The 21,486-nt window shown below is 70.9% G+C and carries 22 protein-coding genes and 1 pseudogene; 11 read left to right on the top strand and 12 right to left on the bottom strand.

All coding sequences use genetic code 11. The features are described from left to right. The first annotated feature begins 73 nt into the window (after nucleotides 1-73). Nucleotides 74-1,102, top strand: a complete 1,029-nt coding sequence (locus AB0412_RS10690) for a permease (RefSeq protein WP_366402163.1) — start codon at nucleotides 74-76, stop codon at nucleotides 1,100-1,102. After that, the gene (locus tag AB0412_RS10695) at nucleotides 1,099-1,845 is read left to right on the top strand and encodes a TIGR03943 family protein (protein WP_366402164.1); all 747 of its coding nucleotides are present in this window, start codon (nucleotides 1,099-1,101) and stop codon (nucleotides 1,843-1,845) included. The genes AB0412_RS10690 and AB0412_RS10695 overlap by 4 nt, the downstream gene beginning before the upstream one ends. 102 nt (nucleotides 1,846-1,947) lie before the next feature. Here the strand turns inward: AB0412_RS10695 and AB0412_RS10700 are convergent, their stop codons facing one another. Both AB0412_RS10700 and AB0412_RS10705 read right to left on the bottom strand, forming a co-directional pair. After that, nucleotides 1,948-2,955 (bottom strand): Gfo/Idh/MocA family oxidoreductase, encoded by a 1,008-nt coding sequence (locus AB0412_RS10700; protein ID WP_366402165.1) that lies wholly within the window; start codon nucleotides 2,953-2,955, stop codon nucleotides 1,948-1,950. Beyond that, nucleotides 2,952-3,968: a Gfo/Idh/MocA family oxidoreductase gene (locus AB0412_RS10705; protein WP_366402166.1), complete on the bottom strand. Its 1,017-nt coding sequence runs from the start codon at nucleotides 3,966-3,968 to the stop codon at nucleotides 2,952-2,954. The genes AB0412_RS10700 and AB0412_RS10705 overlap by 4 nt, the downstream gene beginning before the upstream one ends. 158 nt (nucleotides 3,969-4,126) lie before the next feature. On the opposite strand from AB0412_RS10705, the gene AB0412_RS10710 reads away from it, so the two are divergent. After that, nucleotides 4,127-5,338 carry an RNA-guided endonuclease TnpB family protein gene (locus AB0412_RS10710; protein ID WP_366402167.1) on the top strand — a complete coding sequence of 404 codons (1,212 nt, stop codon included), beginning with the start codon at nucleotides 4,127-4,129 and terminating at the stop codon, nucleotides 5,336-5,338. A 13-nt stretch (nucleotides 5,339-5,351) separates the two neighbouring features. Here the strand turns inward: AB0412_RS10710 and AB0412_RS10715 are convergent, their stop codons facing one another. The 3 genes from AB0412_RS10715 to AB0412_RS10725 form a co-directional block, all read right to left on the bottom strand. Next, entirely contained in the window at nucleotides 5,352-6,116 is a 765-nt protein-coding gene (locus AB0412_RS10715) for an HAD family phosphatase (RefSeq protein WP_366402168.1), read from the bottom strand. A 64-nt stretch (nucleotides 6,117-6,180) separates the two neighbouring features. Then, entirely contained in the window at nucleotides 6,181-6,411 is a 231-nt protein-coding gene (locus tag AB0412_RS10720; RefSeq protein ID WP_366402169.1) for a glucose PTS transporter subunit EIIB, read from the bottom strand. 190 nt (nucleotides 6,412-6,601) lie between these two features. After that, nucleotides 6,602-7,330 (bottom strand): GntR family transcriptional regulator, encoded by a 729-nt coding sequence (locus tag AB0412_RS10725; protein WP_366402170.1) that lies wholly within the window; start codon nucleotides 7,328-7,330, stop codon nucleotides 6,602-6,604. 313 nt (nucleotides 7,331-7,643) lie between these two features. On the opposite strand from AB0412_RS10725, the gene AB0412_RS10730 reads away from it, so the two are divergent. The 5 genes from AB0412_RS10730 to AB0412_RS10750 all read left to right on the top strand — a co-directional run bounded on the left by AB0412_RS10730 (nucleotide 7,644) and on the right by AB0412_RS10750 (nucleotide 11,776). After that, nucleotides 7,644-8,888: a PTS transporter subunit EIIC gene (locus tag AB0412_RS10730; protein WP_366402171.1), complete on the top strand. Its 1,245-nt coding sequence runs from the start codon at nucleotides 7,644-7,646 to the stop codon at nucleotides 8,886-8,888. Nucleotides 8,889-8,944: 56 nt separating this feature from the next. Next, entirely contained in the window at nucleotides 8,945-9,211 is a 267-nt protein-coding gene (locus tag AB0412_RS10735; protein ID WP_366402172.1) for an HPr family phosphocarrier protein, read from the top strand. Between the two features lie 69 nt (nucleotides 9,212-9,280). Continuing rightward, nucleotides 9,281-10,060, top strand: a complete 780-nt coding sequence (locus AB0412_RS10740; protein WP_366402174.1) for a glucosamine-6-phosphate deaminase — start codon at nucleotides 9,281-9,283, stop codon at nucleotides 10,058-10,060. Between the two features lie 152 nt (nucleotides 10,061-10,212). Beyond that, nucleotides 10,213-11,193 carry a hypothetical protein gene (locus AB0412_RS10745; protein ID WP_366402175.1) on the top strand — a complete coding sequence of 327 codons (981 nt, stop codon included), beginning with the start codon at nucleotides 10,213-10,215 and terminating at the stop codon, nucleotides 11,191-11,193. 118 nt (nucleotides 11,194-11,311) lie between these two features. Further along, nucleotides 11,312-11,776, top strand: a complete 465-nt coding sequence (locus AB0412_RS10750) for an ATP-binding protein (RefSeq protein ID WP_366402176.1) — start codon at nucleotides 11,312-11,314, stop codon at nucleotides 11,774-11,776. Between the two features lie 37 nt (nucleotides 11,777-11,813). Here the strand turns inward: AB0412_RS10750 and AB0412_RS10755 are convergent, their stop codons facing one another. Genes AB0412_RS10755 through AB0412_RS10765 form a run of 3 tightly spaced genes read right to left on the bottom strand, consistent with a single transcriptional unit; the run spans nucleotide 11,814 to nucleotide 15,507 of the window. Then, nucleotides 11,814-13,922 (bottom strand): xanthine dehydrogenase family protein molybdopterin-binding subunit, encoded by a 2,109-nt coding sequence (locus AB0412_RS10755; RefSeq protein WP_366402177.1) that lies wholly within the window; start codon nucleotides 13,920-13,922, stop codon nucleotides 11,814-11,816. After that, nucleotides 13,919-14,923, bottom strand: coding sequence for a xanthine dehydrogenase family protein subunit M (locus tag AB0412_RS10760; protein WP_366402178.1), 1,005 nt, complete (start codon nucleotides 14,921-14,923; stop codon nucleotides 13,919-13,921). The genes AB0412_RS10755 and AB0412_RS10760 overlap by 4 nt, the downstream gene beginning before the upstream one ends. Continuing rightward, entirely contained in the window at nucleotides 14,920-15,507 is a 588-nt protein-coding gene (locus AB0412_RS10765) for a 2Fe-2S iron-sulfur cluster-binding protein (RefSeq protein ID WP_366402179.1), read from the bottom strand. The genes AB0412_RS10760 and AB0412_RS10765 overlap by 4 nt, the downstream gene beginning before the upstream one ends. 219 nt (nucleotides 15,508-15,726) lie before the next feature. Here AB0412_RS10765 and AB0412_RS10770 point away from each other — a divergent pair, with 219 nt between their 5' ends. Beyond that, entirely contained in the window at nucleotides 15,727-16,371 is a 645-nt protein-coding gene (locus AB0412_RS10770) for a dihydrofolate reductase family protein (protein ID WP_366402180.1), read from the top strand. 37 nt (nucleotides 16,372-16,408) lie between these two features. Here the strand turns inward: AB0412_RS10770 and AB0412_RS10775 are convergent. Then, nucleotides 16,409-16,560 (bottom strand): annotated as a pseudogene (locus AB0412_RS10775) (aldo/keto reductase); the annotation flags it as partial. 159 nt (nucleotides 16,561-16,719) lie between these two features. Here AB0412_RS10775 and AB0412_RS10780 point away from each other — a divergent pair. Continuing rightward, a complete protein-coding gene (locus AB0412_RS10780) occupies nucleotides 16,720-17,103 on the top strand; it encodes a helix-turn-helix domain-containing protein (protein ID WP_366402181.1) in 384 nt (127 codons plus the stop codon). A gap of 152 nt (nucleotides 17,104-17,255) precedes the next feature. Here AB0412_RS10780 and glpK read toward each other — a convergent pair whose 3' ends face one another. The 3 genes from glpK to AB0412_RS10795 all read right to left on the bottom strand — a co-directional run bounded on the left by glpK (nucleotide 17,256) and on the right by AB0412_RS10795 (nucleotide 19,973). Continuing rightward, nucleotides 17,256-18,770, bottom strand: a complete 1,515-nt coding sequence (glpK, locus tag AB0412_RS10785) for a glycerol kinase GlpK (RefSeq protein WP_366402182.1) — start codon at nucleotides 18,768-18,770, stop codon at nucleotides 17,256-17,258. Between the two features lie 10 nt (nucleotides 18,771-18,780). Next, nucleotides 18,781-19,623, bottom strand: a complete 843-nt coding sequence (locus AB0412_RS10790; protein ID WP_366402183.1) for an MIP/aquaporin family protein — start codon at nucleotides 19,621-19,623, stop codon at nucleotides 18,781-18,783. Nucleotides 19,624-19,784: 161 nt separating this feature from the next. Continuing rightward, nucleotides 19,785-19,973 (bottom strand): hypothetical protein, encoded by a 189-nt coding sequence (locus tag AB0412_RS10795; RefSeq protein WP_366402184.1) that lies wholly within the window; start codon nucleotides 19,971-19,973, stop codon nucleotides 19,785-19,787. Between the two features lie 183 nt (nucleotides 19,974-20,156). Here AB0412_RS10795 and AB0412_RS10800 point away from each other — a divergent pair, with 183 nt between their 5' ends. Continuing rightward, nucleotides 20,157-21,296, top strand: a complete 1,140-nt coding sequence (locus AB0412_RS10800) for a glutathione-independent formaldehyde dehydrogenase (RefSeq protein ID WP_366402186.1) — start codon at nucleotides 20,157-20,159, stop codon at nucleotides 21,294-21,296. Nucleotides 21,297-21,486 lie beyond the last annotated feature (190 nt).

Genomic DNA, 21,486 nt, shown 5'->3' on the forward strand with positions numbered 1-21,486 from the left:
TCGCCGGCCCCCCGCGGGCGCTACCGTGGCGCGATCCGAACACCGTGGTGCGAGGCGGGGAGCAACAGGCACAGTGAGTCAGGAGAGCCAGGAGAAGCTGCGGGGACTGGCCGACGGAATATGGTTGGCAGTCCGCGCCCTCGTCCACCTCGTGCTGGGCGGCGTCGCCCTGATCGCCATTGTCACGGTCGGCTCGGTCCTCGGTCCGCTGCTTGCCCTCGACCTCTATACCCCGCCGGTGGCGGCCTGGTGGACGGTCTTCACGGCGGTGGTCGTCCAGGGCGTGCCGTTCCTGATGCTCGGCACTCTGGTGTCGGCGGCGATCGGCGCCTTCGTGCCCGAGCGGGTCTTCACCCGTCTCCTGCCCCGCAATGAGGCGCTCGCTGTGCCCGTCGCCGGCGCGGCCGGCGTCGTGCTGCCGGGGTGCGAGTGCGCGTCCGTGCCGGTGGCGGACAGCCTGATGCGGCGCGGGGTCGCCCCGGCCGCCGCCCTCGCCTTCCTGCTCTCCGCGCCCGCGATCAACCCGGTGGTCCTGGTCGCGACCTCCATAGCCTTCCCCGGCACCCCGGCGATGGTCCTGGCCCGCCTCCTCGCCTCCCTGGCCACCGCCGTCGTCATGGGCTGGCTGTGGGTCCGGTTCGGTCGCGAGGAGTGGCTGCCACAACGGAGCCGTACGGCGTCCAAGTCGCCGCCGGGCGGCGGGCGCTGGGGCGACTTCCGGGCCGGGTTGCAGCACGACTTCCTGCACGCCGGAGGATTCCTGGTGGTCGGCGCGGCGGCCGCGGCGACCTTCAACATCGCCGTACCGACATCAGTGCTGGACGTGTTCACCGGTTCGGCCTGGCTGTCGGTGCTGCTGCTCGCCGTTCTCGCGGTGGTGCTGTGCGTGTGCAGTGAGGCGGACGCGTTCGTCGCCGCATCGCTGACCGGGTTCCCGCCGACGGCGCGGCTGGCGTTCATGGTGGTGGGACCGATGGTGGACCTGAAGCTGATCGCGTTGCAGGCGGGGACGTTCGGGCGGGCCTTCGCGGTCAGGTTCTCGGCGATGACGTGGGTCGTCGCCGTGGTGAGCAGCGTGCTGGTGGGGTGGTGGTCGCTGTGAGGCGGTACGGTCCGGCGCTGGTCCTGGTCCTCTGCGCGGCGGCGGTGCTGCGGATCTCGTTGTTCACCGAGCTGTACCTGCGGTACGTACAGCCGGGGCTGCGGCCGTATCTGATCGCGTCGGGTGTGCTGCTGCTGGTGCTGGGGGTCGCGAGTGCGATCGCCGCCGGCAGGTCGGTCCCCGAAGAAGCCCGGCACGAGCACGAGTATGACGAACACGCACAGGGTGACGACGGGCACGACCACAGCCGCAGCCCTCGCGTGGCCTGGCTGCTCGCGGTCCCCGCGACGACTTTGCTGCTCTTCCCACCGCCCGCCCTCGGCTCGTACAGCGCCGAGCGGGAGGCGGGCAGGTACGCCGCTCAGGGCATCGGTAGCTTCCCCGCCCTGCCCAAGGGCGACCCGGTCGACCTCACGCTCGGCGAGTTCACCTCCCGCGCCCTCTACGACAGTGGCCGGACGATGAAGGGCCGCACGATCCGGATGACCGGGTTCGTCACCAAGGACGACGACGGCACCTGGTATCTGACCCGGCTGCTCATCTCCTGCTGCGCCGCCGACGCACGACCGGACAGGATCGAGGTCCGCCAGGCCGACGCTCCAGCCGTCGACAGCTGGGTGTCCGTCACCGGCACGTGGGTCCCGGAGGGCAGGCTCGGCTCCGAGGAGGCGTGGCCACCCGTACTCGCGGCCACCGATGTCAGGCAGGTCGAGCAGCCCGAGAATCCCTACGAGAAGCGGTGATGCTCGCGGCCGCTTCGCCTGATCCGAACCCGGGCAGTTCAAAGGCCTGCTCGAACACTTCGGACGTTGTCACACCCGTACGCATCAACCGGCGACGGGAGATCACGGGGTGGGGAGAGGCGCGGGTCGGCCGGTGCGGAGTGAGACGTAGGCGGCGCTGACGATGCGCAGGGTTCGCAGTCCCGCGTGGCCGTCGGGGTGGGCGCGTTGCCCGGTGCGGGCGGCGGTGAGGAAGCTGTCGAGCATGGCGGCGTCGAGGTCGATGGCGCCGGGTTCCCAGCGGTGTGTGGCGCGCGGTGTGTCGTAGCCGGTGAGGAGCGGCGGGAAGGCGTCGAACTCGACGAGGGCGCGCTCGCCGACGCAGGTGAGGGTGAGGCCGCCCCACGTGGGATGGGTGGCGGGGTGGCTCCAGCTGCAGTCGATGGTGGCGACGAGGCCGCGCGGGTAGGTCAGAGTGAGCAGGCCGGCGGTCTCCACCTCTCCCTCTGCCTGGTGGCTGTCGGCAACGGCATAGACGCACGTGGGCTCTTCACCGTCGAGGAGGACGTCGACGAGGTCTGCGATGTGCACGGTGTGGTCGATGATCGCGCCGCCTCCGGAGAGGACGCGGTCCGCGAACCAAGGGCGTTCCAGGGCCGGCGGCGCGGAGTTGTTGACCCCGTGGACGCTCAGCAGGGGGCCGGTGGTGCCGTCGGAGACAGCCTGCCGGAGGGCTGCGAAGGCGGGGTGGAAGCGCACGGGGTAGGCGGTCATGAGGCTCACGCCCGCCCGTTCGCAGGCGTCGATCATGGCGCGTGCGTCGTCCTCCGCGGTGGCGAGGGGTTTCTCGCAGAGGATGTGAGCGCCGGCCGCGGCGGCTTGCTCGACGAGAGCACGGTGGCGGGCGTTCTCACTGGTGACGATGACGGCCTGCGGGCGCTCGGCGAGGGCCGCCTCGTAGTCCGCCCGGTAGGTGACGCCGAGTTCGTCGGCCAGTGTCTTGCCGCGGGTGGGGTCGCCCGGATCGGCCTCCGGGTCGGTCACGACGAGTTCGATGTCGTCGCGGTCGCGCAGCAACCGCAGGTAGGTGGCGGCGTGGACGTGGGCGCAGGAGAGAAGGGCTACCTTCACCGGGCGTCTCCTTCCGGGAGCGTGCGCGGAGCCGGGGCATGGACGGTGACGGCCTGGCCGGTGGCCGCGGACTGGCGGGCGGCCGCGGCGATCTCGACCGCCGCCACCCCGTCCTCGGCGGTCACGCGGGGGGCCGGGCCGCCTCGGAAGGCGCAGGCGAACTCGCGGATCTGGGCCGCGAAGGGGTCCTCGCCGAAGTCGCCGGTGGGCACTCCGCCGGCTTCGGCGCCGGGTGCGCCGGTCACCCGCAGGGACGGGTGAGCGAGCGAGTCGTGGGTCAGCGTGCCCTTGGGGCCGGCGATGTGGAAGGTGTAGCGGAAGGGGGTGGCCGGCGGGCCCCAGACGCCCAGGACCTGGGAGATCACGCCTGATGCGTGGGTGAGGGTGGCACTTCCGGTGGCCACGGGCCCGTCGGGGGCGGCGGGATTGCCGCGCTGGGTGGCGTGGATGCTGACGATGTCGCCGAAGAGCCACCGGGCGATGTCCATGTCGTGGAGCATCTGGTCGGTGACGATGCCTCCGGACAGGGCAGGGTCGGCGAACCAGGGGCTCCATACGGGGTAGCGGCCGGTGCGGGTGAAGCGGGCGACGGTCACGTGTCCGAGCGCCCCGGAGGTGACGGCGTCCCGGAGGCGGACGTAGGCGGGGAAGAACCGCACGACGTGCGCGGGGTAGAGCCGACGGCCCGCCGCGCGGGCGGCACCGGCCATCTCCCGCGCGTCCTGCGGGGTGAGGGCGAGGGGCTTCTCGCACAGGACGTCGGCTCCGGCCTCGAACGCGGCCAGCGCGATGTCGTGGTGGGTGGTGGTGGGGGTGCAGATGTCGACGACCGCCGCCCAGTCCAGGGCCTCTTCGAGGGAGGCCGCCTCGGTGAGGCCGAACTCCTCGGCGAGCAGGGCGGCCCGGCCGTCGGTGGAGTAGACGCGGATGCGCGCCCCGAGGGCGATCCAGGCCGGGACGTGGGTGCGGGCGATGAACCCGGCACCGATCACGGCCACATCGAGTCCGGTCATCAGACCTCCTTCGTGCATACCTCGGCCTTCAGGCCGGGGAGGAAGCGAAGCTCCTGCGGAGCAGGGCAGGGAAAGGCGAATCGCCTCGAGGGCGATTCGGTGCCTGCGGCCACCGGCCGACACCCGTCCCTCACATGGGAGTTGATAGGGTGTGGGGTGTGACGCCGCAGGTCAAGCGGGCTTTCAAGTACCGCTTTTACCCCACGGACGAGCAGGCAGCGGAGCTGTCGCGCACGTTCGGCTGCGTCCGCCTCGTGTACAACAAGGCGCTGGAGGAGCGCACTCGGGCCTGGTACGGCGAGCAGCGCCGCGTCTCCTACGTGCAGTCGTCGGCCGCGCTGACCCAGTGGAAGAAGACCGAGGAACTCGCCTTCCTGCGCGAGGTGTCCTCCGTTCCGCTGCAGCAGGCGCTGCGCCACCTTCAGACAGCGTTCGTCAGCTTCTTCGCCAAGCGCGCGCAGTACCCGCGCTTCAAGTCCCGCAAGAAGTCGAAGGCGTCGGCCGAGTACACCCGCAGCGCCTTCACGTGGCGCGACGGACGGCTCACCCTCGCGAAGATGGCCGAGCCCTTGGACATCCGCTGGTCGCGCCCACTTCCCGAAGGAGCGCAGCCCACGACGGTCACCGTGTCCCGCGACGCGGCCGGCCGGTGGTTCGTGTCCCTGCTGTGCGAGGACACCATCACCCCTGCGCCCGCCACCACGGCGGCCGTCGGCATCGACGCGGGAATCACCACCCTGGTGACGCTGTCCACCGGGGAGAAGATCGCCAACCCAAGGCACGAGGGGCGTGACCGCGCCCGCCTGGCCCGCGCGCAGCGGGAGCTGTCGCGGAAGGCGAAGGGCTCGGCGAACCGGGAGAAAGCCCGGTGCGGCGTCGCCAAGATCCATGCGCGGATCGCCGACCGGCGCCGGGACTTCCTGCACAAGCTGACCACTCGACTCGTCCGTGAGAACCAAACGGTCGTCATCGAGGATCTCACCGTCCGCAACCTGCTGAAGAACGGCCGCCTCGCGCGCGCCATCTCCGACGCATCGTGGACGGAACTGCGCTCCATGCTGGAGTACAAGTGCGCCTGGTACGGGCGTGAACTTGTCGTGGTCGACCGCTGGTTTCCCAGCTCGAAGCTGTGCGGGGCCTGCGGCACGGTCGCGGCGAAGATGCCGCTGAACGTCCGCGAGTGGACGTGCGACGCCTGCGGTGCGGTGCATGACCGCGACGTGAACGCGGCGCGCAACCTTCTGGCCGCCGGGCTGGCGGCGTCTGCCTGTGGAGACGGTGTAAGACCTCAACGGGAGTCCTCCCGGACGGGGCGGTCGTCGGTGAAGCAGGAAGCCCAGCGGGCGACCGCTGGAATCCCCCGCCTCTAGGCGGGGGAGGAAGTCAAGCTTGCTGCTCCTCGTCGTTGCGTCGTTCTGCCGTGTCGCGTGCCCCGAGGGCACGGCGGATGCCGCGCACGCGGGCGGGGGTGAGATCGGGGACGGTCCAGCGTGCTCCGGCATCGGTGAGGTCGGCCGCGGCGGCCGTGGTGGTGACGCCGACGATGTCCCGTACCCCGGCGGCGACCAGCGCACGGACGCCGGAGGGCGAGTCCTCGAAGGCCAGGCAGTGCGCGGGCCGGGCGCGCAGCGCCGCGCAGGCCCTGAGATAGCCCTCGGGAGACGGTTTGCCCGTGGTGATGTCCTCGGAGGTGATGACCACGTCCACCAGGTGGCGGACGCCCAGGACCTTGTCGAGGAGATGCCGGGCCCACAGCGCGCCGGCGCTGGTGATGACGGCCACCGGGTACTTCACGCGCAGGCGCTCGATGAGCGTGGCGGCGCCGGGCACGACGTCGACGCTGGCTGCGTGCTCCAGGGTGAAGGCGGTCATGGTGGCCAGGACGGCTGAGGTGTCGGTACCCGTCCAGGGCCCGGGAACGGCGGCGATGACGTCGTCGGGCCGGCGTCCCATGTAGTGCTGCTCGTAGTCGGCGTCGGTCACCGTGATGCCCCAGGCGTCGAAGAACGCCTGCCAGGCGAGGCGGTGCACCCCCTCACTGAGGACGAGGGTTCCGTCCAGGTCGAGCAGGACCGCCTCGCACCCGCCCGGGGAGAGGGAACCGTGGGCGCCCCCGTGCCGCGGCCGGCCGCGGCGGGCGGCCGTCACGGCCCGGCCCAGCTGGAGATCACGGCCTCCGCCGGCACCGGCCGTGGGGCATGCACCGCGGGCCTCACAGCAGCTCCTTGATGTCCTCGGCCAGGGAGTCGGCCTCCGGCCCCACGACGACCTGTACGACACCGGCGGATACGACCACTCCCAGAGCCCCCGCCTTCTTGAGAGCGCCGACGTCGACGGTGCTCGCGTCGTGCACCTCGGTGCGGAGCCTGGTGATGCAGGCCTCGATGTCGGCGATGTTCCCGGCGCCGCCGAGCCCTTCGACGATCAATCGTGCTGTGGACATGCGCGCCCCTCGATGGTGAGCGTGGTGAACGGCGCTCCACGGGGCGCCGAGATCCCGGTTACTGGTTATGACCAGTACGGACCAGAAGATAGCGCCCTATGGGTCCACTGGCAAGCAAGGCATGGGCATGACAATCGACGCGTCCCTGTGACGGGCCGAGTGGCGGAACGCGAACGAGGGCCGCGGCGGATCAGCGGTCGGACAGGGTCATGTGCAGCTGGTAGCGGTCGGCGCGGAACCATGAGTACGCGTGCTCGACGGGCTGCTCGCCGCTGTAGGCGATGCGGTCGAAGGTCATGACGGGAGTGCCCTTGCGGATGCCCAGCAGTGCGGCCGTCTCCGTGGAGGCCGCACCGGCTCCGACGGTCTGCTCGGCGCGGTCGACGGGGTGTCCGAAGCGGGAGGCGAGGGTGTCGTAGACCGATGCCGTGAAGTCGATCGAGTCCAGCTCGGGCAGGAGTTCCGCGTCGTACCAGGCGTCCTCGAAGCTGATGGGCGTTCCGTCGGCGAGCCGAAGGCGGCGGACGTGCCAGGCGTTCTGCTCCTCGGTCATCCGCAAGGCCGCGGCGGCGGCCGGTGTGGGCGGCTCCTTGTCGACGGAGAGGACCACGGTGCCCGGCTCCAGGCCGAGCCGGCGCATGTCCTCGTGGAAGGAGCTCAGGCCGAGTTCCGAGCGGTGCGTGCGTTCGGCGACGAACGTGCCGCGCCCGTGCACCCGCACGGCCAGACCCTCCGCGACGAGCTGGCTCAGGGCTTCGCGCACCGTCACCCGGCTGACCCCGTGGTCGATGCACAACTGCCGCTCGCTGGGCAGCGCGTCGCCGGGGGAGAGCTGGTTGGTGCACATGTCGACGAGGATGGCGTGCAGCTGCGCGTGCTTGGGCAGCACGCCCTTGCTGCCGATCTGTTGTGCAGTCACTGCGCCCCACCTTCGTCCCCGGGCGCTCGTCACGCCGTCGGCTGGTTACTACCAGTATGCACGAGCCCGGGTACCCCTGGTGTGGCCGTGGTGCACCGTGCGCTCGTCGTACTGGGTCACGCGGGATGCCGAGCGGGACTGGACTTCTGCCGCCCCGGAGCATTGACACGCTCTGAGGGCGACGCCATTCTGAGGACAACTGGTCATGACCAGATCTGACCAGTGAGATTCGGCTGGTCCGGCAGCTCCGTGCCGCCGCGTCCCCGCGCGCCTTTCCGCGCCCACCGCCCTCCGCTCACCTTCGAGGTACGTCATGAGCACCGTCACGTCCACATCCACAGGCCGCCGTCCGGGCCTGGCCGGTCTGCAGAAACTCGGCCGCAGCCTGATGCTGCCGATCGCCACGCTGCCCGCCGCGGGCCTGCTGCTCCGGCTGGGGCAGGACGACGTCCTGGGCCGGTTCTCCGCCCTGCAGGACACCGCCCACGTGATCTCCGCCGCCGGCGGAGCGCTGTTCACACACCTGCCGCTGATCTTCGCCGTCGGCATCGCCATCGGGTTCGCCAAGAAGGCGGACGGCTCCACAGCCCTGGCCGCGGTGGTCGGGTACCTCGTCCTGGACGGCGTCTTCACCGCGATGTCCCCGGTCGTCCTGGAAGGAGAGAAGGACCTCGCGGGCGAGCAGGCCGTCGTCAACTTCGGGGTGCTCGGCGGCATCGTCATCGGTCTGCTCGCCGCGATGCTCTGGCAGCGCTTCTACCGCACGACCCTGCCGCCCTACCTCGGCTTCTTCAGCGGCCGCCGGCTCGTGCCCATCCTGACCGCCTTCACCGCGCTGGTGGCGGGCGTCCTGATGAGCCTGGTGTATCCCCTGTTCAACAGCGGCCTCACCGCGGTCGGCGAGGCCGTCGACGAGAACAGCATCGTCGGCGGCGGCATCTACGGAACCGCGAACAAGCTGCTCATCCCGCTCGGCCTGCACCACATCCTCAACTCCGTCGTGTGGTTCATCATCGGCGACTACCAGGGTGCCCACGGGGACCTGAACCGGTTCTTCGCCGGTGACCCCGAGGCGGGCATCTTCATGACCGGGTTCTTCCCGATCATGATGTTCGCCCTTCCCGCCGCGGCCCTGGCCATCTGGCGCGAGGCCCGCCCGGAACACCGCAAGGCCGTCGGCGGGATCATGCTCTCCGCCGCGCTCACCAGCTTCCTCACCGGCATCACGGAACCGATCGAGTTCGCCTTCCTCTTCGTCGCCTGGCCCCTGTACCTCGCCCACGCCGTCCTCACGGGAACCTCTCTCGCCCTGGTCAACGCCCTCGACATCCACCACGGGTTCACCTTCTCCTCCGGTCTCATCGACTACGTCCTGAACTGGGGCAAGGCCACCAACCCGCTGCTGCTGATCCCCATCGGCCTGGCCTACGCCGCCCTCTACTACGTGCTGTTCCGCTTCGTCATCCGCCGCTGGAACCTGCGCACCCCCGGCCGTGAGGACGACCCGCAGCACGACCCGGAAGCCGAACAGGACCAGCGGCCCCAGCCCGCGGCCTGACCCGGCATCAGCTCCACGTCCCCCCACGGTCCCGTCCCGTCGAAAGGAAACCGTTCATGGCGCAGCGCGTCGTCTCCATCGGCTCTCGCAGCGGCCTGCACGCCAGGCCCGCCGCCACCTTCGTCCAGGCCGCCTCCCAGGCGTCCGTGCCGGTCACGATCGCCGTCGAGGGCAAGCCCCCGGTGGCCGCCGGCAGCTTGCTGGGGGTCATGACGCTCGGCGCCCGCCACGGCGACCGGGTCACCCTGACGGCGGAGGGCGAACACGCCGAAGCGGTCCTGGACACGCTGGCCGACCTGCTGAGCAAGGAGCTCGACGCGTGAGCCCTGTCGCCGCCCCGGAGACGACCGACGCGTCCTACGAGGCCGCCCGCGACCGGGAGGGGTTGTGAGATGGAGGTGGTGATCCGCCCCGACGCGGACGACGCCGCCCGCACCGCAGCGGGCATCGTGCACCGTGCGCTGGCCGAGGGCGCCGGAACGCTGGGACTGGCCACGGGTCCCTCGCTCCTCGGGGTCTACCGGGACCTGGTTCGCCGCCACCGTGAGGAGGGTCTGAGCTTCACCGGCGTCGACGCCTTCTTGCTCGACGACTACGTCGGAATTCCGGCCGGTCACCCGCAGTCCTGCGCACAGGTGATACGACGCGAGCTGACCGACCACATCGACCTCGACCCCGCCAGACTCCACCGGCCCCGCGGTACGGCGTCCGATCCCGCCGCGGAGGCACGCCGCTTCGAGCAGCACCTGACCGAGACCGGCCCCGTCGGCGTGCAGCTGCTCGGCATCGGAGGCAACGGCCACATCGGCTTCAACGAGCCGGGTTCCTCCCTGGCCTCACGGACCCGGCTCAAGACCCTCACCGACGACACCCGCCGGGACAACGCCCGCTTCTTCCGCGGCATCGACGCCGTTCCCCGCCACGTCATCACCCAAGGGCTCGCCACGATCGGTGAGGCGTCCCACCTGGTGCTGATCGCCACCGGCCCGCACAAGGCCGGCGCGGTGGCCGCCGCCGTCGAAGGCCCCGTCACCGCCGCCTGCCCGGCGTCGGTCCTCCAACTGCACCGTCATGTCACCGTCGTGGTGGACGAACTGGCCGCATCACGACTGGAACTGCACGCCTACTACCGCTGCGTCGCCCGGCACAAGCCCGTCGGCCAGCGGTACTGACGACACGGACAGACGGGGGAGTCGCCCAGTACGCCGGCGGCCCCGGCACCCCGGAGCACGGGGTGAGGGCTGCCGGCCCGGCCGGCCGGGCCGGCAGCGACGATCAGGCCCCGGCATCGCACCTCGCAACCGGACGGAAGGAGCAGGCCACGATGTGGCTCGCAAGGCGACGCCGGCGACCGCCGCGCCGACTGTGCCCGGCACTGGACGACGGCCCCCTCGCCCGCACCCTGACCCACCTACGGGCCCAGATCGCGGCCCAGGGCGACAACCTGGCCGAGGCCAACGACCGTGGCGCCCTCACGTACCCGATCGAGCAGGCGCTGCGGGACGCCGGCCAGGACTGGGACCGTCGTATGCACCGCCTGCTCGTGTTCGGCGCCCTGCCCGAAGCTCCCGTGCTGGCCCGCCAGTGGCGACGACGGGACCACACCCACGCCGACGCCCTGCTGTTGCAGGCATTCGCCGACATCCACCGGGCCCGCGCCACCGGAGCGGCCCTCGACATCCACGACACGGTGGGCCTGTGCCGGCGTGCGGCGGAGCTCCTGCCGTCGGACCCTTCCCCCTGGGTCGCCCTGCTCAGCTGCCACAGGCTGCAGCGGGCGCCGGGGAGAGCCGTGCAGCCGGTGTGGGACGCCGTCAAGGCACGCGATCCCTGGAACCGGGAAGCACACTGGCAGATGCTGCACTACGTCTCTCCGGAGGAATGCGGCTCCAACGCTCTGACCGTGCAGTTCCTCGACTCGGTCACCGTCGCCGCTCCCGTGGGGAGCCCCGTGACGGCCCTCGGCCTCACCTCCTCCCTCGCCCGGTATCACCGGGTCGTGGCGGCAGGCGGGATCCCGGCGCTGACGGCTCACCGGCACTGGAGCCAGCCACAGGAACTCGCGCTCGTCGACCAGGCGCTCGGCACATGGCTCGAGCCCGGCTTCCTGACGCATGCGGCAGCACGTGCCGACCTCGGCCTTCTCGCCTACGTCCTGATGAAAGCCACGCGCCCGGGCGACGCCCGGCCGGTCTTCGAGGCGATCTCGGACGTCGCCGCCAGCTGGCCGTGGGAACTCGACGGCGACCCGCTGGAGCAGATCCAGGAGGCGCACCGGCGGGCCTACCGGACAAGAAGTCGTTGACAAACCGGCCCCAGAGGGCAAGAGTGGTCATATCTGGTTATTACCAGTTATGTCTCCCTCTCCTCTCTGACAGCGAGCACAACCCCTCGGCGGGTGCGCGGAAGACGCGAGGTTTGCCATGTCTGCTCAGGTACTCCCCGAACCGGCCGGACCGATGCGTCTGCTCGCGGCAGATCTCAGCGCTGTGACCACGGAACCCGAGCCCCGTCACGACGCCTGCGTCGCACTGGTGAGCGCCGGCGCCGAGGACGTGAGCCGGATACGCCGTGTCGCGCACGACTTCCTCGTGGGTCTGCGAGTGCGGCCGACGACCCGCGAGGACGTCCTCCTCGTCGTCTCCGAACTCGTCACCAACGCCGTCACCCATGCCCTCCCACCGGCCGCCCTCCGGCTCCGCCGTACGGCCCGCAGCACGCTTCGCATCGAAGTGACGGACGGTGGACCCCGGCCCTGCCGGCCGCCGCGGCTCGACCCGACGGACGAGCACGGCCGCGGCATGCAGATCGTCGCCGCCCTCGCCGCTCATCACGGCACGATCACCGACGAACAGGGCGCCACGCGATGGGCCGAACTGCGCCTTTGAGCACGCACGCGCCGACTGCCGCACCGGCGGCGGCCGGTCACCGCCCGGTTCGCTCCTCCAGCGCGTCCAGCACCTTGTCCAGCGTGATCGGCAGATCCCGTACGCGTACCCCGCAGGCGTGCCACACCGCGTTCGACACCGCGGCGGCCGTGCCGACGATGCCGATCTCCCCGATGCCCTTCGACCCCATGGCGTTGACGTGGGGGTCGTCCTCGGGGAGCCAGTGCGCCTCGATCTCGTCGACGTCCGCGTTGGCCGTGATGTGGTACTCGGCGAAGTCGTGGTTCACGACATGGCCCGTGCGGGGGTCGAGCACGCTGCTCTCGTGCAGCGCCATGGACAGCCCCATGGTCATCCCCCCGATGAACTGCGAGCGCGCCGTGCGCGGATTGATGATCCGCCCCGCGGCGAACACGCCGAGCAGACGCGGCACCCGCACCTCGCCGGTGTCCATGTGCACTCGCGCCTCGGCGAACTGCGCGCCGAAGGCATGCATCGCGTAACGCTCGTCGGCCGGCCCGACCGAACCGGACGCCTCGGCCCCGTCCTCCGGCTCCGCCCCGTACTTGTCGCGGAAGGCACGCGCGGCCTCGACCACGGCCGAACCCCACGTCGTCATGCCCGAGGAACCCCCGGCCACCGATGCCATCGGATAGTCGGTGTCGCCGATCCGCACGTCCACCCGGGACACCGGTACGCCCAGCGCGTCCGCGGCGATCTGCGGCAGCGTCGTCCACGTCCCCGTCCCGAGGTCGGCCGCGCCGATCTCGGCGACGTACCGGTCCCCTTCGCAACGGATGGTCGCCGTCGACCTCGGCATCCGGCTCACCGGATAGGTGGAGGACGCTACGCCCGTGCCGACCAGCCAGTCGCCGAGCCGGCGCACGCCGGGCCGCGGGTCGCGCTCGGCCCAGCCGAACCGCGCCGCGCCCTCCCGCAGACAGCCGACGAGATTGCGGCTGGAGAACGGCTTGCCCGAGCCGGGTTCGACGTCGGGCTCGTTGCGGATCCGCAGCTCCACCGGGTCCATGCCGAGGCGCTCGGCCAGCTCGTCCATCGCGACCTCCGGCCCGAACATGCCGGGGCACTCGCCCGGGGCGCGCATCCACGACGGCACCGGGACGTCCAGGGCGGCGAGCCGGTGCGTGGTCCGGCGGTTGGGCGAGGCGTACATCATGCGGGCGGGCACGCCGGACTGCTCGGCGAACTCCTTGATCCGTGACGTCTGTTCGACCACGTCGACCGCGAGTGCGGTCAGTGTGCCGTCGCGGTCGGCGCCGAGCCGGCATCGCTGGATCGTCGGGGTGCGGTACCCGACGAGGCAGAACATCTGCTGACGGGTCAGGGCCAGCCGTACCGGCCGGCCGGGCACCGCACGCGCTGCCAGCGCGGCGAGCACCACGTTGACGTGCGGCTGCCCCTTCGACCCGAACCCTCCACCGACGTAGGGGCAGACGACCCGGACCCGCTCCTCGTCGAGGCCGAACACCGACGCCACCGTGGCACGCGTCGGATGGACCCCCTGCGTGGACTCCCACAGCGTGAGGAAGCCGCCGTCCGCCGGGTCCCACAGGGCGACCGTGGCGTGCGGCTCCATCGGGTTGTTGTGGTACATCGCGGTGGTGTACGTCTGCTCGACGGTCACCTCCGCGGCGGCCATGGCGGCGTCCACGTCACCCTCGGCGGTGTCGGTGGGAAAGTCCGGGTTCACCGCCTCCGGCGCGTACAGGTCGTCGCGGTCGGCCCGCAGAACGGTGTCGTGCGGCGCCTGCTCGTAGGTCACCCGGACGAGAGCGGCGGCGTGCCGTGCCACCTCGGAGGTGTCCGCGACGACCGCGGCGACGACCTGGCCCCGGAAGGCGACCTCCTCGTCCTGCAGGACCGCCAGCTCCCTGTCCTCGGTGGAGGCCAGGCGCTCCGTGGTGCCGGGGGTGAGCACCGCGACCACGCCGTCCAGTGCCTCGGCGGCGGTGGTGTCCAGCTCCGTGACGCGACCGCGGGCGATCGTGGCCTGGACGGGATGCAGGTAGGCGCAGTTGTCCAACGGGGTCTCGTAGGCGTAGGTGGCGGTGCCGAGGACCTTCGCGGGCCCGTCCCTGCGGGGCAGGTCGCGGCCGACGGCGTCCGGTTCGCTCAGGAAGGTCAACGGGCGTCCTCTCGGGCCAGGTCACGCAGGGTCGCGGTGAGGGTGCGGCGCAGCAGGGGGATCTTGAACGCGTTGCCGCCGTCCAGCCCCTCGGCCGGCCGGGCGTCGGCGAGCTCCGCGTCCGCGGCGGCACGGTAGCTCCCCTCCGACGCCGCCGATCCCCGCAGGACCTCCTCGGACCGGTGGGCGCGCCACGGCGCATGAGCCACACCGCCGAACGCCACGCGCGCATCCACGATCACACCGTCCTCGACCTCGAGGGCCGCGGCCACGCTCACCAGGGCGAACGCGTACGAGGCACGGTCGCGCACCTTGCGGTAGGCCGACCGGCGAGCCAGCGGCAGCGCCGGCAGGTCGATCGCGGTGATCAGCTCACCGTGCTCGAGCACCGTGTCGCGCTCGGGGGCGTCACCCGGCAGCCGGTGCAGGCCGGTGAAGGGGATCGTGCGCTCACCGTCCGGGCCGAGCACCCGCACCTCGGCGTCGAGCGCGGCCAATGCCACGGCCATGTCGGACGGGTGGACCGCGATGCAGTGCTCGGACGCGCCGAGGATCGCGTGGTTGCGGGTCCAGCCCCCTATGGCGGAGCAGCCCGAGCCGGGCGTCCGCTTGTTGCACGGGGTGGTGATGTCCTGGAAGTAGACGCATCGGGTCCGTTGCAACGGGTTCCCGCCGGTGGTGGCCATGTTGCGCAGCTGCCCCGACGCGCCCGACAGCAGTGCCTGGGACAGCACGGGAAACGACTCCCGCACCCGGGGGTCCGCGGCGAGTTCGCTGTTGCTGACGCCCGCGCCGATCCTGAGGGCGCCGCCGCCGAGCTCCTCGACCTCGGCCGGCAGCAGACCGGCCACCCCGACGACCATCTCGGGTTCGGCCACGCCCAGCTTGAGGTGGTCCACCAGATTCGTCCCACCGCCGAGGAACACGGCGGTCGGATCACCGGCCACGCTGCGCACGGCGGCCGGCAGATCCGCGGGGCTCCGGTACGTGAACGGCTTCACCCGGCCACCTCCGCACCGGGCTCCCGCCGGCCGCCGGCCGCGGCTGCGGCCTGCTGAACGGCGGTCACGATATTGACGTAGGCCGCGCAGCGGCACAGGTTGCCGCTCATCCGCTCGGCCACCTCGGCACGGTCGAGCCGCGGCGCTGCCGTGCCGCCGGTGACGGCGCTGGGCCAGCCCCGCGCGAGCTCGTCGAGCATCCCGACCGCGGAGACGACCTGCCCCGGTGTGCAGTAGCCGCACTGGAGCGCGTCACAGTCGACGAAGGCCTGCTGCACCGGATGCAGGCCGCCGTCGGTGTGCTGCCCGTCGCCGTGCGGCCTGTCGGCCGGGGCGGCCTCGGCGGCGAGCCCCTCGGCGGTGACGACCTGAGCACCGTCCTGGGTGACGGCCAGGACGAGGCAGCTCAGCACGCGCTGCCCGCCGGACAACACCGTGCACGCGCCGCACTGCCCGTGGTCGCAGCCCTTCTTGGGGCTCGTCACCCCCAGCCGTTCGCGCAGGGCGTCGAGCAACGTCGTACGGGTGTCGACGGTCAGCCGCCGCGGGACCCCGTCGACCCGCACAGTGATCTCGGTCTCCATGCCGCGAGGGGTTCCCTGCACCGCCTCCGGTCACACGGCGCGAACGCCGACTCACGCGGCTGGCGGCAGGACGAGGTCCCGTACCCGACGCTCGTGGAAGGTCTCCCGACGCTCTTGAAAAAGGTGCGGGACCGCTGTCGATCCTGCCGCGTCCCGTTCGACGTCATGATGAGCGGCGCCTCGCCCCACGACGACGCGCCGGAACCTGAGGAGGACACGATGGACCAACTGCTGAGAGTCATGAACTTCTGCCTCTCGAGTGACGGAATCGGTGCCGGTGAGCACCAGAGCCTCGAGCGGCCGTTCGGCCATGACCATCCGGAGAGACTGTTCGCCTGGGCCGGAGCCACGGCGAGCTGGCCCATGCGCACGGAACCCGGGGGAAGCCGGGGCCTGGACGACTACTTCACGCGAGACTTCGCACGCAACATCGGCGCCGAGATCATGGGTCGCAACAAGTTCGGGCCCCAGCGCGGCCCCTGGCAGGACCACGACTGGCGCGGCTGGTGGGGTGAGGAGCCCCCGTTCCACACGCCGGTGTTCGTGATGACACACCACGAGCGTCCGTCGTTCACGCTCTCCGACACCACGTTCCACTTCGTCGACGGTGACCCGGCCACCGTCCTGCAGAAGGCGCGGGAGGCGGCGCAGGGCAAGGACGTCCGACTCGGCGGAGGGGTCACCACCGTCCGGCAGTTCCTCGACGCCGACCTGGTCGACACCCTGCACGTGGCGGTCTCGCCGGTGACGCTCGGGGCCGGACTGCGGCTGTGGAAGTCCCCCGACGAGCTGCTCGACCGGTTCCACCTGGAGGTCGTGCCCAGCCCGAGCGGCGTGACGCACCACCTGTTCTGGCGAAGGTGACGCGCGGGCCCGGCCTCGGGCCTCGGTTCTGCTGGTGGCCCTTCTTGTCGGGCTCGGCGAGATCCTCGTCGGTGAGCGAGAGTCCCGCGCCGGCGAGGTTCTCGCGCAGTGCTCCACCGACGAGGTGCCCGGGATGAGCAGGACGGTCGGCGACCGCCGCAGCAGCCATGCCGGGGCGACCGACATCGGCGAGGTCGTCGGTCAGCTCGTCGCCCGCGCCCTCGCGGCACCGATCCGCACGGCCACACAGCATGAGCCACCGAAGTCGCTCTCTTGTGGTTACTCATGACCTGTAGGAGAGTGTCGACTGACCTGGAAGAACGCACTTTTCGGTGACAGGGGGACCTCATGGGGACCAAGCATCTGCTCAAGGGGCTGCCCGAGGACGCCGACCTCAGGCGCGCGGACTCCCTGGCGCGGGAGATCTTCTCGGACGTCGCCAACAAGTGGGCGTTCCTGATCATCGAGGCGCTCGGCGAGGGCACCCTGCGCTTCAGTGAACTGCGGGGCGAGGTCGAAGGCATCAGCCACAAGATGCTCGCCCAGAACCTGCGCATGCTGGAACGCAACGGCCTGGTCGACCGGAAGGTGCACCCCACCGTGCCGCCGCGGGTCGAGTACACCCTCACCGAACCGGGCCGGGCCCTGCGCGCCACGGTCGACGCCATGTGCGGCTGGACCCACCAGTACCTGGGTCACATCGAGGACGCGCGCCGCCGCTTCGACTCCTGACCCGCCTGGGCCACTGCGGCGGACGAGGCGCAGCCACAGCCTGCGAGCGGCGCCGGTACGCATGACGCCGCGGCCGCGGGAGGCACTAGGGGAGACCTACGGCGACGCCGGCCCCGCCGGTGACCCGACGGAGGCCGGCGTTCCCGGTCCGCCTATTCGACCTCGACCCAGTCGAGGCTGCGTTCCACGGCCTTCTTCCAGCCCGCGTAGCCCCGTTCCCGCTCCTCCTCGCTCCACTGCGGCTCCCACCGCTTCGACTCGTGCCAGTGCGACCGGAGCTCGTCGGTGTCCTCCCAGAAGCCGGTGGCGAGCCCCGCGGCGTAGGCGGCACCGAGGGCGGTCGTCTCGGCCACGACCGGACGGCTCACCGGTACGCCCAGGACGTCGGCCTGGATCTGCATGCACAGATCGTTGGCGGTGACGCCGCCGTCGACCCGCAGCACGTCGAGTGCGACGCCCGAGTCCTGCGCCATCGCCTCGGCCACGTCGCGGCTCTGGTAGCAGATGGCTTCCAGCGTCGCCCTCGCCAGGTGCGCGTTGGTGTGGTAGCGGGCAAGGCCGACGATGGCGCCCCGCGCGTCGGAGCGCCAGTACGGAGCGAACAGGCCGGAGAAGGCAGGGACGAAGTAGATGCCGCCGCTGTCCTCGGCCTGCCTGGCCAGGCCCTCCACCTCGGAGGACGAGGTGATGATGTGCATCTGGTCGCGGAGCCACTGGACGGCGGAGCCGGTGACGGCGATCGACCCCTCCAGCGCGTACACTGCCGGAGCGTCCCCGAACTGGTAGGCCAGCGTGGTCAGCAGGCCGCTGCGGGACCGGACGATCTCCGTGCCCGTGTTGAGGACCAGGAAGTTCCCGGTGCCGTAGGTGTTCTTGGCTTCGCCCGGGCGGAAGCAGACCTGGCCGACCGTGGCCGCCTGCTGGTCCCCCAGAACACCGGTGATGGGTACGGCGGTGCGCAGCGGACGCGTGGTGCGGGTGGTTCCGTACGCCTCCGGGTGCGAGGACGGTCTGATGGCCGGGAGCATGGCGCGCGGGATGCCGAAGACGTCGAGCAGTTCGTCGTCCCAGTCCAGGGTCTCGAGGTTCATCAGCATGGTGCGGCTGGCGTTGGTGACATCCGTGGCGTGGATGCCGCCGTTCGGACCGCCGGTGAGGTTCCACAGGACCCAGGCGTCGGTGTTGCCGAAGACGGCCCGGCCGCTCTCGGCGGCCTGCCGGACCCCGTCGACGTTGTCCAGGATCCACTTGATCTTGCCGCCGGAGAAGTAGGTCGCGGGCGGCAGCCCCGTCTTGCGCCGGATGAGGTCCCCGTGTTCCCGCTCCAGCGCCGCGGCGATGGAGTCGGTGCGGGTGTCCTGCCAGACGATCGCGTTGTAGTGCGGCTGACCGGTGGTGGGATCCCAGATGACCGTGGTCTCGCGCTGGTTGGTGATCCCGATGGCGGCCAGGTCCCCGGCGGTGAGGTCGCCCTGCCGGATGGCGTTCTGCATCGTGGAGTTCGTTCGTTCCCAGATCTCCACGGGGTCGTGCTCGACCCAGCCGGAGCGCGGGAGGATCTGCTCGTGTTCGAGTTGGTGGCGTGCGACCTCGTTGCCGTCGTGGTCGAAGATCATGAAGCGGGTGCTGGTGGTTCCTTGGTCCACCGCACCGACGAACTCGGGCATGGCTGGCCTCTCACTCGTCCGGTGATTTGTCCGGTGCGGGCACCCGGCCGGGCTCCGGCTCGGCGACGGGCAGGAAGCGGCCGATCAGCAGCCGGTAGAGCAGGGCACCGACGAGACCACCGATCAGGGGGCCGGCGATCGGCACCCAGAAGTACAGATCGCCGTTCTGATCACGCCAAGCGCCTCCGTAGCCGGTCAGGAACGCCGCCAGCCGGGGTCCGAGGTCACGGGCAGGGTTGATCGCGTAGCCGGCGTTGGTTCCCCAGGCCATGCCGATGGCGACGACGATCAGGCCGATGATGAAGGGGGCGAGATTCGCGCCCGGTGGTGTGTTCAGCAGGTCGGTGACCGCGAAGATCAGCAGCACCAGCAGGGCAGTGCCGATGATCTGGTCGCGGAAGGCGCCGAACTGGCTGATCGGGAGTCCGCCGTTGCCCGGCAGGGTGGAGAAGACGATCTCCGTCTTGTCGGTGTGGCCGGGGTCGGCCTTGGCCAGCACCTCGGTGTAGTTCCAGCGCACCAGCAGGGCGGCCACGAAGGCGCCTGCCGTCTGGGCCACGATGTACGGCAGGACCTTGCGCCAGGGGAAGCCCTTGAAGGCCGCCAGCGCGAGGGTCACCGCGGGGTTGATGTGAGCGCCACTGATCCGCGCCGCCACGTAGACGGCCAGCACGACGCCCAGCCCCCAGGCCCAGGCGATGCTGTCGTGGTCACCCAGCGCTCCGTCGGTCAGCGCACCACCCGCGACGACCTGCGCGACGACACCGCACCCGAAGAGAATGAGGATCATGGTGCCTGCGAACTCGGCCGAGAGTTCACCTATGAGACGCGACCTGGATGTTGGTTCCGCCATGCTGCACCTCCAGCCCGGATGAATCGGGCAAATGAGACAGTGCCCCGGCCATGTTCTCCTGGTCGGGCGCGCACGGCATCTCAGGCGCTGCTGCCGGGGGAATCCGTCGGTGCGGGGACCGCCGGCGCGGGGGCGGATCGGCGCAGGGCCGGAACGGCCGGTCAGCCGTCGACGGCGTCCTCGCCGCGGCCCTCGGCGAACTCCCACCAGGCGAGGGGGAGCCAGTCCCCGTCGACGAATCCGTCGACGGCCGCCCCGCGGCCGCTGATCGACACGGCGGTTCCCGCCGGGTAGGTGGTGCCCGACAGCCCGGGCACGGGGACGAGCAGGGTCCCGAGACGTCGTGTCACTGTTCGCGTTCTCTCTGTGGGCTTTTCCGGTGGCTTCGTCTGCGGCTCGTACAGTCCGCTCATACGCGACGACGGTAGCCAATTTGTCCCATGCCGGACAACGTGCTGACTATGAAATAGAGCACGAATGCACGAATGCACGGAAGGCGCGGCAGCGGCCGTGCCGAGCGGAGGTGCGTCAGCATGAAGGCCGTCGTCTACAAGGGACCGTTCGAGGTAGCGGTCGAGCAAGTGGAGAAGCCCGGGCTCCAACACCCGAACGACGTGATCGTCCGTGTCACGTCCACAGCGATCTGCGGTTCCGACCTGCACATGTACGAGGGCCGCACTGCCGCCGAGCCGGGCATCGTCTTCGGCCACGAGAACCTCGGGATCATCGAGGAGACCGGGGACGGCGTGTCGTCCCTCAAGCCGGGCGACCGGGTGGTCATGCCCTTCAATGTCGCCTGCGGATTCTGCAAGAACTGCACGGCCGGTTTCACCGGATTCTGCGTGACCGTGAACCCCGGATTCGCCGGCGGTGCGTACGGCTACGTCGCGATGGGGCCGTACAGCGGAGGGCAGGCCGAATACGTACGGGTGCCGTACGCGGACTTCAACTGTCTGAAGCTCCCGGAGGGCGACGCCCACGAGAGCGACTTCGTCCTGCTCGCCGACATCTTCCCGACCGGCTACCACGGCAACGAACTGGCCGACGTCCGGCCGGGCGAGAGCGTCGCGGTGTACGGCGGCGGGCCGGTCGGCCTGATGGCCGCCTACTCCGCCCTGCTGCGCGGCGCCAAGAAGGTGTTCGTCGTCGACAGGGTGGCCGAGCGGCTGCAGAAGGCCGAGGAGATCGGCGCGATCCCGATCAACTTCGCCGAGGGCAGTCCGGTGGAGCAGATCAAGGACCAGACGGAGGGAGAAGGCACCGACAAGGGCATCGACGCGGTGGGCTACCAGGCCCAGGCACACGGCGCGGAGCGCGAGGAGCCGGCGACGGTCCTGAACTCGCTCGTCGAGACGGTCCGGCCGACCGGAGCGCTCGGCATCCCGGGCCTGTACGTCCCGTCCGACCCCGGCGGACCTGACGAGCAGGCCAAACAGGGCATGCTGCTGGTGGCGATCGGCAGGCTCTTCGAGAAGGGACTGCGCCTGGGCACCGGCCAGTGCAACGTCAAGCGCTACAACCGGCAGCTCCGCGACATGATCATCGAGGGGCGCGCGCGACCGAGCTTCGTCGTCTCGCACGAACTGTCGCTCGACGAGGCACCGTCGGCGTACGAGAAGTTCGACAAGCGCGTCGAGGGCTACACCAAGGTCGTCCTCCACCCGGGCCGGTGACCTGAGCCGGGGCGCCGGCGGGACGATGCCGGTGCCAGGGTTCGCCGTGGTGACCGGCTTCTGATCGACCGCGGGCATCGTCAGTGCCGTCGCTCTGCTTCGCTGGAGCGCCCCGCCCCACAGGGCGACGGTGCTGAACCGACGTGCCCGCTTCAGGTCCCCGCGCCGGACGGGGGACCGGCTCGGCCCC

Origin of the sequence: Streptomyces sp. NPDC052012 (genome assembly GCF_040689265.1) — a bacterium.
GTDB lineage: Bacteria > Actinomycetota > Actinomycetes > Streptomycetales > Streptomycetaceae > Streptomyces.

Coding starts and splice junctions, on each gene's coding strand:
- AB0412_RS10705 (WP_366402166.1), bottom strand. CDS start 3,968: ATGACCGGACTCGATGTGGCCGTGATCGGTGCCGGGTTCATCGCCCGC.
- AB0412_RS10720 (WP_366402169.1), bottom strand. CDS start 6,411: ATGTCCACAGCACGATTGATCGTCGAAGGGCTCGGCGGCGCCGGGAAC.
- AB0412_RS10730 (WP_366402171.1), top strand. CDS start 7,644: ATGAGCACCGTCACGTCCACATCCACAGGCCGCCGTCCGGGCCTGGCC.
- AB0412_RS10735 (WP_366402172.1), top strand. CDS start 8,945: ATGGCGCAGCGCGTCGTCTCCATCGGCTCTCGCAGCGGCCTGCACGCC.
- AB0412_RS10740 (WP_366402174.1), top strand. CDS start 9,281: ATGGAGGTGGTGATCCGCCCCGACGCGGACGACGCCGCCCGCACCGCA.
- AB0412_RS10745 (WP_366402175.1), top strand. CDS start 10,213: ATGTGGCTCGCAAGGCGACGCCGGCGACCGCCGCGCCGACTGTGCCCG.
- AB0412_RS10750 (WP_366402176.1), top strand. CDS start 11,312: ATGTCTGCTCAGGTACTCCCCGAACCGGCCGGACCGATGCGTCTGCTC.
- AB0412_RS10765 (WP_366402179.1), bottom strand. CDS start 15,507: ATGGAGACCGAGATCACTGTGCGGGTCGACGGGGTCCCGCGGCGGCTG.
- AB0412_RS10770 (WP_366402180.1), top strand. CDS start 15,727: ATGGACCAACTGCTGAGAGTCATGAACTTCTGCCTCTCGAGTGACGGA.
- AB0412_RS10780 (WP_366402181.1), top strand. CDS start 16,720: ATGGGGACCAAGCATCTGCTCAAGGGGCTGCCCGAGGACGCCGACCTC.
- glpK (WP_366402182.1), bottom strand. CDS start 18,770: ATGCCCGAGTTCGTCGGTGCGGTGGACCAAGGAACCACCAGCACCCGC.
- AB0412_RS10790 (WP_366402183.1), bottom strand. CDS start 19,623: ATGGCGGAACCAACATCCAGGTCGCGTCTCATAGGTGAACTCTCGGCC.
- AB0412_RS10800 (WP_366402186.1), top strand. CDS start 20,157: ATGAAGGCCGTCGTCTACAAGGGACCGTTCGAGGTAGCGGTCGAGCAA.